At 75.1% G+C, this 11,845-nt stretch carries 10 protein-coding genes; 5 read left to right on the top strand and 5 right to left on the bottom strand.

Going from position 1 to position 11,845, the window contains the following annotated elements:
• Positions 1-93: 93 nt before the first annotated feature.
• Complete coding sequence (gene tatA / locus ACFV0G_RS21890) at positions 94-372, bottom strand: Sec-independent protein translocase subunit TatA (RefSeq protein ID WP_380550280.1); 279 nt, start codon at positions 370-372, stop codon at positions 94-96.
• A 263-nt stretch (positions 373-635) separates the two neighbouring features.
• Entirely contained in the window at positions 636-2,213 is a 1,578-nt protein-coding gene (locus ACFV0G_RS21885) for an MFS transporter (protein ID WP_380550277.1), read from the bottom strand.
• A gap of 109 nt (positions 2,214-2,322) precedes the next feature.
• On the opposite strand from ACFV0G_RS21885, the gene ACFV0G_RS21880 reads away from it, so the two are divergent.
• On the top strand, positions 2,323-2,922 hold the full coding sequence (locus ACFV0G_RS21880) for a TetR/AcrR family transcriptional regulator (protein ID WP_380550274.1): 600 nt from the start codon (positions 2,323-2,325) through the stop codon (positions 2,920-2,922).
• On the opposite strand, the gene ACFV0G_RS21875 is transcribed toward ACFV0G_RS21880, so the two are convergent.
• Entirely contained in the window at positions 2,919-3,251 is a 333-nt protein-coding gene (locus tag ACFV0G_RS21875) for a cupin (RefSeq protein ID WP_380550271.1), read from the bottom strand. The genes ACFV0G_RS21880 and ACFV0G_RS21875 overlap by 4 nt on opposite strands.
• A 165-nt stretch (positions 3,252-3,416) precedes the next feature.
• Here ACFV0G_RS21875 and ACFV0G_RS21870 point away from each other — a divergent pair, with 165 nt between their 5' ends.
• Positions 3,417-3,686 carry a hypothetical protein gene (locus ACFV0G_RS21870; RefSeq protein WP_380550268.1) on the top strand — a complete coding sequence of 90 codons (270 nt, stop codon included), beginning with the start codon at positions 3,417-3,419 and terminating at the stop codon, positions 3,684-3,686.
• Positions 3,687-3,749: 63 nt separating this feature from the next.
• Here ACFV0G_RS21870 and ACFV0G_RS21865 read toward each other — a convergent pair whose 3' ends face one another.
• Complete coding sequence (locus tag ACFV0G_RS21865; protein WP_380550265.1) at positions 3,750-4,907, bottom strand: acyl-CoA dehydrogenase family protein; 1,158 nt, start codon at positions 4,905-4,907, stop codon at positions 3,750-3,752.
• A 172-nt stretch (positions 4,908-5,079) separates the two neighbouring features.
• Here ACFV0G_RS21865 and ACFV0G_RS21860 point away from each other — a divergent pair, with 172 nt between their 5' ends.
• From ACFV0G_RS21860 to ACFV0G_RS21850, 3 genes are all read left to right on the top strand, one after another.
• Complete coding sequence (locus ACFV0G_RS21860; protein WP_380550262.1) at positions 5,080-6,261, top strand: TetR/AcrR family transcriptional regulator; 1,182 nt, start codon at positions 5,080-5,082, stop codon at positions 6,259-6,261.
• Positions 6,262-6,327: 66 nt separating this feature from the next.
• Positions 6,328-8,169: an ATP-binding protein gene (locus ACFV0G_RS21855; protein ID WP_380550259.1), complete on the top strand. Its 1,842-nt coding sequence runs from the start codon at positions 6,328-6,330 to the stop codon at positions 8,167-8,169.
• Between the two features lie 40 nt (positions 8,170-8,209).
• Positions 8,210-10,555, top strand: a complete 2,346-nt coding sequence (locus tag ACFV0G_RS21850; protein WP_380550256.1) for a hypothetical protein — start codon at positions 8,210-8,212, stop codon at positions 10,553-10,555.
• On the opposite strand, the gene ACFV0G_RS21845 is transcribed toward ACFV0G_RS21850, so the two are convergent.
• The gene (locus tag ACFV0G_RS21845) at positions 10,543-11,547 is read right to left on the bottom strand and encodes a cation diffusion facilitator family transporter (protein ID WP_380550283.1); all 1,005 of its coding nucleotides are present in this window, start codon (positions 11,545-11,547) and stop codon (positions 10,543-10,545) included. The genes ACFV0G_RS21850 and ACFV0G_RS21845 overlap by 13 nt on opposite strands.
• Positions 11,548-11,845 lie beyond the last annotated feature (298 nt).

Here is an 11,845-nt window from a genome sequence, read left to right as displayed (position 1 = left end):
CGCGCGCGCCCCGGGGCCGGCGCGCGCGCGGCGCCGAGAGCCCCCGCGCGGCCGGGGGGGCGGGGGCCCGCGCGCGGCGCGCCCCGGGAAGGTTCAGGCGTTGGTGGCCGACTTGTTGGTCTCGGCCGCCGTGGTGACGCTGCTCGGGCTCACCGCCGGACGGGGCTGCTCGGCCGCGGTCGAGGAAGCGGTGGTGTTCTGCGCCTCGGCCGGGGCGTCGTCCTCGCGGAGCGCCTTGGTCTCGGCCTTGAGGATGCGCATGGACTTGCCGAGCCCGCGTGCCATCTCGGGCAGCTTCTTCGAGCCGAACAGCAGGACGAGCACTGCCACCATCACGAGGATGTGCCAGGGCTCGAGACCGTTACGGAACATCCCTGACCACCGGTCCTTCCGAGGAGTTCTCGTCACTTCTGGGTGCCGGACGGTGTTGCCCGACTCCGGCCAGTATGCCTGGCGCAGTCGGCGAACGTATACACCGGCCCGGAAACCGTGGTCAAAATGCAGGTGATCAGCCGGTGGTGGTCTGGACCACAGGGGCTGATCGGGGGAGCGCCGGCCGGGGCGGGAACGCCGGGAGCCCCGGCCTGGTCGGCCGGGGCTCCGGATGACGCACCGACGGGGCCCGCCGGGCCGGCTCAGACGACCGGCTCCGCGGCCTGCCGCGGCTCCACCGGGCCGTCTGCCGCGGCCATCGGGGCCGGGCCGGCCGGGATCCCGCCGAGCATCCGGGCGGCGGCGAGGGCGGCCACCGCCATCAGGACCACACCGGCCACGGCCGCCGTGTGCATCCCGTCGGCGAAGGCCGACCGGGTGACCGCGAGCAGCTGCTCGCCCGCCCCGCCGCCGAGCCGGGCGGCGACCGTCACCGCCCCGCCGAGCGTGTCGTGGGCGGCCCGGGCGGCGTCCGCCGGGAGGCCGCCGGGGAGCCGGCCGTCGAGCCGGGCGCCGTAGACCGCGGCGCCGACCGAGCCGAGGACGGCGATGCCGAGGGAGCTGCCGAGCTCGCTCGCGGTCTCGGAGGTGGCCGAGGCGGCGCCGCTCTGCTCGGCCGGGGCGGCGGCCAGCACCATCTCGGCGGTCAGCGTCATGGTGCTCACCGACCCGGCCGCGATCACGCCGGCCGCGGTGAGGACCACCCAGAGCGGGGAGTCCACGCCCGCCCGGCTCATCAGGGCGAAGCCGGCGGCGGCGACCAGGAAGCCCGCCGTCATCAGCCGCCCGGGCCGGACCTTGCCGGCGAGGGCGCCGACGGTGCCGACCGCCGCGCCCACGCCGACCGACGGCAGCAGCGCCCAGAGGGCGGCGGAGAGCGGGCTCAGCCCCTTGACCAGCTGCAGGTACTGCGAGGTGAAGAGGGTGAAGCCCATCATCGCGAACATCGCGACCGTGTTGACGGTGATCGCGCCGCGGAAGGCGCGGATCCGGAACAGCCGCGGGTCGAGCAGCGGGTGGGCCGCCCGCCGCAGCCGGACCACCAGGGCCGCGCCGAACAGCAGCCCGACGGCCACCGCCGCGGCCGGCAGGGGGTGCCGGCCGTCCACCGCGAGCGTCTTGACCCCGTAGACGAGCGGCAGCATCGCCGCGATCGAGAGCACCGCACCGAGCAGGTCGAACGGGCCCGCCTGCGCCGAGCGCCGCTCCGGGAGCAGCAGGGGGGCCACCAGCGGGATCAGCGCCATGACCGGCACCGTGGCCAGGAAGACCGAACCCCACCAGAAGTGGTCGAGCAGCAGCCCGCCGACGACCGGGCCGAGGGTGGCGCCGCCGGTGAGCGCGCCGCCCCAGACGCCCAGCGCCCGCTGCCGCTGCCCCGGGTCGTGGAACAGGCTGCGGATCAGCGCCAGGGTCGACGGCATCACGGTGGCGCCGGCCACCCCCAGTGCGGCCCGGGCGGCGATCAGCTGCCCCGCCCCGTCGGCGTACGACGCCGCCAGCGAGGCCGCCGCGAACGCCGTGGTGCCCAGCACCAGCAGCCGGCGGCGGCCGATCCGGTCGCCCAGCGCCCCCATCGGGATGAGCAGCCCGGCCAGCAGGAACGAGTAGATGTCCATGATCCACAGCTGCTGCACCGCGCTCGGCCGCAGGTCGGTGGAGATGAACGGGGAGGCGAAGAAGAGGACGCCCATGTCCATGGTCAGGACGAGCGTCGGCAGCAGGAGGACGGCGAGGCCCGCCCAGGCGCGTCGGCCGGCGAGGCCGTGGGTTGCGGTCATGCCGATGACTGTACGAGCGTGTCACACGTCTGTCTAGTACAAGCGTCTAAATCGAGTGGATGGATCGACCGTGCAAGACGTCTGTGCAGCTCTGGCCTAGCATCGGGGCATGGGAAATCGTGAGGACCTGCTGGCCGGCGCCAAGCGCTGCCTGTACGAGAAGGGCTACGGGCGCACCACGGCCCGGGACATCGCCTCGGCGGCCGGGGTGAGCCTGGCCGCGATCGGCTACCACTACGGCTCCAAGGACGCGCTGCTCACGCTGGCGATGACCGAGGCGCTGGAGGAGTGGGGCCGGGCGGTCGGCGGGGTGCTGGCGGGCATCGGCGACGAGATGGACCCGGAGCAGCGTTTCGTGGCCGCGTGGGACGGCGTGCTGGCGAGCTTCGCCGAGTACCGCGGGCTCTGGGCGGTGCAGTTCGAGATGATCGCCCAGATCCCTCACGCGCCCGAGCTCGGCGAGGTGCTCACCGCCGCGCAGAAGGAGGGGCGGCTGGGCCTGTCCGCCATCTTCCAGGGCAGGCCGGAGGTGCCGGACACCCCGGAGGAGATGACCCGCGGCACCTTCTACCAGGCGCTGCTCGCCGGACTGGCCGCCCAGTGGCTGGTCTCGCCCGAGCTCGCGCCGGACGGCCGGGAGTTCCTGCGCGGCCTGCGGCTGGTGGGCGGCGACGTCCTCACCGCCCCGGGAAGGGCCCCGCAGCCCTAGGTCGTGACGACGGTGAGCAGGACGACCGAGTCGACGTGGGCGAGCAGCCCGTGCCGCTCCTGCGGGACGCCGTGCAGTTCGCCGGCCGCGACCTCCTGCTGCCGGCCGGCGATGGTCAGCGACACCCGGCCGCGCAGCACCTGGATGCTGGCGGCCACCGGCGCGTTGTGCTCGTCGAGCGAGCTCCCGGCGGTCAGGGCGATCACGGTCTGGCGCAGGACGCCGTCGTGCAGCAGCAGGTGGGCGCTGCGGCCGTGCGGACTGGCGGCGGCCAGTGCGGCGTGCTCCTCGGCGAGCGCCCCGAGGTCGGCGCGGACGGGTTCGGGCATCGCGGGCTCCTAGCGGTGCGGGCGCGGCCGGTGGCCGGCGGCACGCAACACCCTAGGGTCTGCCGGCGGGGTCCCGCCTGCCCGGCGGGCGCCGTCCGGCGGGGCGCCGCCTCCGAACGGGTCAGTCGGGATGCGCGTCCGCCGGGTCGGACCGATCGTGGAGCCATGGCGACCAATCAGAAGTTCTCCCAGTTCCGCGTCAACCGCACCCTGCTGATCACCGGTGCGGCGATGTCCGGGTTCGGGGCCGTCCTCGCGCTGACCGGGACGGTGATCGTTGTGACCACGCTGGCCTCGGCCGGCCGCAGCTGGGCCCAGCAGATGGAGACCCCGCCGTCCGCGATGGCCGCGAAGGCCATGCAGCAGGCGAAGGCCGCCTCGCTCGCCGGCCTGGAGGCCTGGCGGACGGAGAGCCGCGCGGCCTCCAGCAACTGATCCGGGACCGGACGGCGGGGTGCCCGTGCGGCGGCCGCGGGCCGGCCGCACGGGCGGCGCGGGCTACAGGCCCAGCGACTTGGCGATGATGGTCTTCATGACCTCGCTGGTGCCGCCGTAGATCCGGAAGACCCGGTTGTCGGTGTAGAGGCGGGCGATCGGGTACTCCAGGATGTAGCCGTAGCCGCCGTGCAGCTGGAGGCACTTGTCGATCACCTCGGAGGCCGACTCGGTGCAGAACAGCTTGGCCGCGGCGGCGTCCGCCACGGTCAGCTCGCCGCTCTGGTAGAGCTCCAGGGCGCGGTCCACCATGGACTGCTGGGCGACCACCTGGGCCTCGCAGTCGGCCAGGGTGAACTTGGTGTTCTGGAAGCCGGCGACCGGCTGGCCGAACACCTTGCGGTCCTTGACGTACTGGACGGCGAACCGCACGGCCGCCGCCGCGGCGGCGTACGCGCCCACCGCGATCGCGAGGCGCTCCTGCACCAGGTTGTGGGTCAGGTAGCTGAACGCCCTGCCCTCCTCGCCGAGCAGGTCGGCGACCGGCACCTTGACGTCGCTGAAGGACAGCTCGGCGGTGTCGGAGGTGCGCAGGCCGATCTTCTGCAGCTTGCGCCCGACCGCGTAGCCCTCGGACGTGGTGTCGACGCAGAGGATCGACAGGCCGGCCCGGCGGTTCTCCGGGTCGTACGGCGCGGTGCGGGCGACGACCAGCACCAGGTCGGCGAGGACGCCGCCGGTGATGAAGGTCTTGGCGCCGTTGAGGACGTAGTGGGTGCCGTCCTCGGAGAGCTTCGCGGTGGTGGTGATGCCGGCCAGGTCGGAGCCGGCGCCCGGCTCGGTCATGGCGATCGCGGTCATGATGTCGCCGGAGACGAAGCCGGGCAGCCAGCGCTGCTTCTGCTCCTCGTTCGCGTACTCCAGCAGGTAGGGCAGGACCAGCCCGGTGTGCACGCCGGACGAGCCGAACGAGACGCCCGCGCGGGCCACCTCCTCGGTCACCACGGCCTGGTACTTGAAGCCCGTCTCGCCGGCGCCGCCGTACTCCTCGGGGACCTCGATGCCGAACACGCCCAGGGCGCCGAGCTTGCGGTAGAAGTCGCGCGGTGGGTGGCCGTCCGCCTCCCAGCTCTCGTAGACCGGGACGACCTCCTTGGCGATGAAGTCCCGGATCGTCGCCCGGAACGCCTCGTGGTCCTCGTTGAACACCGTCCGGCGCACGTCGGCGCTCCTTTCGCTCGGGCCTGCCTGCCATGACCGTCCCACAAGTTAATCGCGGGTAGCTTTGCCTGTCCAGGGTCGTCGCCGGGGCTCCTGCGCAGCTGGGCGCGGCACAAGTGAAGCCTTGCTAGCCTGCTGCGGCAGGGTCCGGCCGGGAGCGAGGGGGCATGTGGTGGCGGAGCGGCAGATCGTCCGGCGGCCGGCCGGGCGGCGGGCACAGATCGTTGCCGCCGCATGCCGGCAGTTCCACCGCAGCGGGTACCACGGGGTGTCGATGGCCGATGTGGCGGCCGAGGTCGGCATCACCGCCCCTGCGCTCTACCGGCACTTCGCCGGCAAGCCCGAACTCCTGCGCTGCGCCGTCGAGTCGGAGCTGGCGGCACTGCACGCCGCGGCCCGCCCGCAGCCCGGTGGCACGGCCGGGCTCTGCGCCCGGCTGGCCGTGGCCGCCGTCGACCACCGCGCGCTCGGCGCGCTCTGGCGGCGGGACGCCCGGCTGCTGCCGCCCGCCGAGCGGGCCCGGCTCCGCCGCGGGCTGCGCGCCGACGTCCGCTCGATGACCGCCGTGCTCGCTGACGAACGGCCCGAACTCCAGCCGCACGAGGCCGAGTTCCTCTGCTGGTCGGCGCTGTCGGCGTACGGCAGCCTGGCCAACCACACCTTCGCCCCGCCCCGGCGGCGGTTCGAGCAACTGCTGCGGCGGATCGGCGGCGAGCTGCTGGCGGCCGCCCCGGCCGCCGGGGGTGCGGCGCCGGTGCCCGGCCCCCGGCCCGCGCCGCCGGTTGCGGACTCCCGCCGGGAGGAACTGCTGACGGCGGCCGTCCGGCTCTTCAACGAGCGGGGTTTCGAAAACGTCTCCACCGACCGGATCGGCGCGGCCGTCGGCATCGCCGGGCCGAGCGTCTACAAGCACTTCGCCACCAAGTCCGAACTCCTCGCGGCCGCCCTGGTGCGCAGCCGCGAACGGCTCCGGTACGAGGTCGAGGGCGCCTTCGCGGCCGCGCCGGGCGGCGGTCCGGCTGCCGCCCTGGACGCGGGCCTGCGCGGCTACGTCGACTTCGCCCGGCGCAACAGCGACTACCTGGGCGCGATGCTGAGCGAGACCGAGCGCCTCGACCCGGCGGACCGGCGGGCCGCGGTCGAGTTCCGGCGGTGGTTCCTGCGGCGCTGGGTGGACCTGCTGCAGCAGGTCAGGGCGGACTACGACACGGCGGAGGCGCGGATCCGGGTGCACGCGATGTTCGCTCTGGTCAACGACGGGGTGCGGCACCCGGCCGGTGCGCCGGCCGCGGACCGGGCGGCGCTGCTGGAGGCGGCCGGGCGGGCCGTCCTCGGGCTGCTCGATCACGGCTGAGGCCCTCCGAAGGCGGGGGCGAAAAGAGCTGGTCGGCTGATAGTCGTACTGGCAGACTCTGACGCCATGTCCCAAGGTCTGCCGCCCGCCGACAATCTGCGTACGACCGAGGTCGACCTCGGCGGTCTGGTGAGCGTCCTCGCCACGCACCTCTACTCCACCCCGCTGGTCGCGCTGCGGGAACTCGTCCAGAACGCCCACGACTCGCACACCCGCCGCCGGCTGGAGGACCCGGGCTGCACCGACGCGCCGCTCATCAGGGTCCGCGGCGACGCCGCGCGGCGCACCGTCGTCATCGAGGACACCGGTGCGGGCCTGACCGAGCCCGAGATCCACGCCTACCTGGCCACCGTCGGCACCGGCTACACCCGGATGCTGCGCGACCTGACCGGTAACCAGGAGCTGATCGGCGCCTTCGGACTCGGCTTCCTCTCCGCGTTCTCGGTCGCCGACCGGGTGACCGTCACCACGACCTCGCACCGCGAGCCCGGCCTCGGCCACCGCTACGTCAGCCGCGGCGGCGAGCAGTACAGCGTCGAGCCGTGCGCGCCCGGGGCCGCCCCCGGCACCGCCGTCGAGCTGCTGCTCAAGGCCGAGCACGGCCACCTCGCCGACGAGGACGCGCTGCGCGAGGTGCTCGCCCGGTACTGCGTGCTGCTGCCCATCCCGGTGTACGTCGGCGACGGCGAGCGGCCCGTCAACGACGTCCCGGTGCCCTGGCGGCAGGCCGTCGAAGGGGATCCGCACACCGCCCGGATGCGGTTCGCCTCCGCCTTCGGCCGCCGCTTCGAGCCGCTCACCGCCTTCCCGGTCACCCCCGTCGAGGGCGCCACCGACGCGGTCGGCCTGCTCTGGGTGCAGGACGGCGGCACGTACGGCTCCACCGACAACCGCGACCTCGCCGTCTACCTGCGCGGCATGCTGCTCGCCGACGACGCCCGCGACCTGCTGCCGAGCTGGGCCGGGTTCGTCGGCGGCGTCGTCGAGTCGAGCCGGCTCACACCGACCGCCAGCCGTGAGGACCTCCAGCGCGACGAGCACTACCGGGCCCTGCAGAAGGCCCTCGCCGACGCCGTCGTGGACGGCCTGTACGAGACCGCCCGGCTGCACCCCGCCGCCTGGCGGCGGATCCTCGCCCGGCACGGCCAGGACCTGCTCGGCGCCGCCCTCTGCGACGACCGCCTCTTCACCCTGCTCGCCGACGACGTGCCGGTGCCCACCTCGCAGGGCGACCTGACGGCCGGTGCGCTGCGCGCCGCCGGGCGGGGCGCGCTGCACGTGGCGCTCGGCAGCGGCGGCGGCTTCGAGGAGATGCTCTACCGGGCCATGCAGGTGCCGATCGCCCGCGGCGACCGGTACGCCGTCCTGCCGTTCCTGCGCCGCTACGCCCAGCTCAAGGACTGCCGGATCGTCGAGCTCGGCAGCACCTCGGGCAACCGGGAGCTGTTCCGTGACCCGGCCGAGCCGCTGCCCGCGGAGGAGTCCGCCTGGCTGGCCGCGGCGCTCGCCGGCGACGGAGAGGAGCTGGTGCCCGCCCGCTTCGACCCGCCGGGACTGCCGCTGGTGCTCGTCCCGGACCGCGAGGCCGAGCTCAAGGCCCGGATCGAGGACGACCAGGCGGACGCCCGGATCCCGTCCGCCGCGCTGCGGCTCGCCCGGGCGTTCACCGCCCGCACCGACGGCACCGTCCGGGCCAGGCTGTACCTCAACCTCGCCTCTCCCGCCGTCCAGGACCTGCTCACCGCCTACCGGGCCGGCCACACCGGCAGCGCCACCGCGGCCGGGCTGCTGCGCTCGCTCAAGGTGATCATGGCAGCGGCCGGCGGCGGCTCCGCCGACGGCGACCTCACCGCCGCACTGGCCGGCATCGGCACCGCGGTCTCCGCCCTCACCTGGGCCGGCGAGTGACCGCGGCCGCACCCCACCCGAACCCGCGAGGGAGCGACGCATGACCACCGACATCTGGGCCTGGGTCCGGGACACCCACGAGCAGCTCACCGAGGCCGGCCACCACCGGCTCGCCACCGCCCTGGTGGAGATCGCCGGCCACGCCATCGAGGGCCGCAACGACCGGCTCGACGCGATGTACCCGGAGGCGCTGGCCTCGGCCCGGGCCCTCGGCCTGCCCTGGGTCGAGGTCTTCCTGCGGCACTGGCGGATGCAGAACCTGCTGAACAAGCGCCACCAGGGCGAGGCAGCCCTGGCGGAGGCCGTCGACCTGCTGGAGTTCGCGCACCGCGAGGAGACCGCGTCCTGTCCGCAGTCGGTCTGCGTCGTGCAGGACTTCACCATCTGCCACGGCAACATCGACGGCCCGGGCTACGTCCCGGAGCGGCTCGCCGTCCTGGAGGAGACCCTGGAGCGGGTCGACCCGGCCCGGGCCTGCTTCGACTGCCTGTCCCGCGAGTACGCCGACACCCTGGAGGACGACGGCCGCGCCGAGGACGCCCTCGCCCATCTCGACCGCGCACAGGCCCGTATCCAGTCCGCCGGGGAGAGCGTCTCGCTGGCCTTCGGACTCGCCCGTGCGGGCAGCCTCGTCCGCCTCGGCCGCCACCAGGAGGCTCTCGACGCCTACGAGGCGGGGGAGCGCGCCTTCACCGCCCGGAACCGGCTGGACGACGACGACCGGCGCAAGCTCGCCGTCGGCCGGGCCGTCGCGCTCGCCGCACTGGGCCGCACCGAGCAGGCGCTGGCCCAGCTGCCGGACGCCGAGGCGGCCGACCGCTACCCGGACATCCGGATGCGCTGGGCCACCGCGGTGGAGACGCTGGCCGGGGCCGGCGCGTTGCCGCACGACGGACTCGCCAACGACGCCGAGCTGGGCGCCCGGCTGGCCGGCTGGGTCGGCTACCTCGACACCGCCGGCTCGCACCGCCCGTGCCTGGACCTGCTGCTGGTGACCGGGCGGCTCGCGGTCGCCCGCGGCGCCCGCGCCGTCGCACTCGCGCTCGTGGCCACCGGCGAGCGCAAGCTCGCGCTGCTGCGTCGCACCGACGGCGTCGCCGAGCGGCTCGCCGCGCTGCGGTCCGCCGCCGAGGCGCTGCCGCGGCCCGCGGTCCCGGTCCCGGCGGCCGAGCTGCCCGGCTGGCTGTCCGGGCAGGAGGTCAGCTACGAGGTGGCGCTGGACCACTTCGCGGCGGCGTCCGAGGAGTCGCCGGAGGCCGCCGCGCTGCTGGCGCTGTACACCGCCCGGGCGCTGGACGCGCTCGGCCACCCGCGGGCCGCCGCCGACCTGCTGTGGGACCGGCTGGCCGCGGACCCGTCCGACGCGGACACCGCCGGGCTGCTCTCCGAGGTGCTGATCGAGGCCGGGGACGGGGACGGCGTGCGCCGGCTCGCCGAGCGGCTGCTGCCGGCCAGGCCCGCCAGGTCGTACTGGATCCGGGCCCGCTGGGCGGCGTCCGAGGGCCGCTGGGAGGAGGTCGGCGAGCACTGCGACGCCGTCCTCGCGCACGACCCGGACGCCCTCAACACCCGCCGGCTGGCGGCCTCCGCCGCCACCCGGCTCGGCGACCACGTCCGTGCCCAGCGGCTCTACCAGGAGCTGCTGGAGCACGCGCGGCCGGCCGGGGACGCCGAGGGGGAGCAGGCGCACCGCACCGTCCAGGAGCCCGACCTCTGGCACCTGATCACCGCCGCGACCGCCAACCGGGACTGGGCGGTGGTGCGCAGCACCGGCGCCCTGATCGGCATCGGCTTCGACACCGACGAGGGCCCGGTGGACGAGGAGTGGCAGATGGTCACCGTCCGCACCACCCGCGGCAACGGGGCCACCGTCGACCTGCCCGCGGTGCGCACCGGCCCGGCCACCGCACGGATCGTGCCGGTGCTCGGCGACGACATCGCGCTCAACCACCGCGATGTGGTGGTCTTCGGCCCGGCCGTGCTCAACGAGCGGCCCGCCGAGGGCGCCCAGGAGGACTGGCGGCCGGTGTTCCGGCAGCTCGAACTGCTCGACCCGGCCGGCTACACCACCCACTGGCTGGACGGCGCCTGGCCCGGTGACGACGCCTGGTTCGCGCTCCGCGAGGCGCTGGCCGCCGAGGGGTACGGGCTGTGGGCGTACAGCGGCGACCAGTACCGGGTGACCGACCCGGCGGGCGGTGAGCGCCTGCCGGGCCTGTACGCCGCGGTCGGCGTGCCGCCGACCGCCACGGCCGGCGACGCCGACGCGCTGCTGGCCCGGCTGACCGGCGGCTGGGAGCACCCGGCGAGCTGGCTCGACCTGGCGAAGGCGGCCGGCGCCGATACCGCCCGGCACGAGGACGTGGTCGAGCGCTACGGGCTCTGACGGCCCGCCGGCCCCCGGTCCGCCCGGCCGGGGGTCGGGTCGAGGTAGATCCGGGCGACCGAGGGGAAGGCGGCCCGCACGGCCCGGTCCGCCTCCTCGCATGCCACCTCGACCTCGTGTGCGGCGAACCCTTCGGCGAACGCCACCTTGGCCGCGACCAGGACGTTCTGCGGGCCGTACACCAGGGTCACCAGGTCGACCACCTCGCGGATCGCCGGCTGGGACCTGAGGGTCGCCGCGATCCGGTCCTCGGCCTCCTGCGGCAGGGCCCGGCCGATCAGTAGCGAGCCGTTGGCCCGGGCGAGCACCACGGCGACCCAGGCCAGCAGCGCGCCGATCAGCAGCGACGCGGTGCCGTCCCAGACCGAGGAGCCGGACAGCTCGGTGCCGAGCACCCCGCCGAACGCCAGCACCAGGCCGACCAGGGCGGCCGCGTCCTCCAGGAACACCGCCTTCACCGCGGTGTCCGGGGTGTGCCGCAGGTACCGGCTGCGGGAGACCCCGAGCTGCCCCGCCTCCCCGCGGACCTGCCGCACCGTCCGCGCCAGCGACACCGACTCCAGCACGAACGCCACGGCGAGGATCAGGTACGACAGCGCCGGGCTGCCCAGCTCCTCGCCGTGCAGCAGGGTGCGCAGCCCGTCCGTGACCGAGAAGACCGCACCGCCGATGAAGGTGGCGAAGGAGGCGAGCAGCGCCCAGACGTACCGCTCGCGGCTGTAGCCGAACGGATGGGCGTCGTCGGCCGGGCGGGCGCTGCGCTTGAGGCTGAAGTAGAGGAGCACCTCGGTGACCGTGTCGGCCAACGAGTGCGCGGCCTCCGACAGCATCGCGCCGGAGCCGCTGATCACGCCGGCGATCGCCTTGGCGACCGCGATGCCGAGGTTGCACACCCCGGCCACGATCACGGTGGTGACACTCTCGCCGCCCTCGGCGGACGCGGGGGTGCCGGCTTCCACGGGCTGTTCTGGGTGCGGGCTCACAGCTCGCAGTATGTCCGACATGTCCGCCGCCTTCCCGGATCCGGCGACCGCATCCCCGGAACCGGACGTTCCGGACATGTGCGTCCGCGCGTTCGATCGGGCAAGGTGGGACGAGCGAACGGAACGTGGCCGGCGCGGCCACAGGGGCGGCGAGGAGTGGCGAGCGTGCCGAAGCGGGGCCGGCCGAGCGGCGGGAAGAAGGCCAGGGGCGGCCGGCAGGACCGGCCCGCACCGCCGGCGGCACCCGCCGCCGGGGCCGCCCCGCCGCGCCGGGGCGCCCCCGCCGACGCCCCGCCCCCCGAGGGCC

The sequence above is a fragment of the Kitasatospora sp. NPDC059571 genome (assembly GCF_042735675.1).
GTDB lineage: Bacteria > Actinomycetota > Actinomycetes > Streptomycetales > Streptomycetaceae > Kitasatospora.
This window is presented reverse-complemented; position numbering and strand designations above follow the sequence as displayed.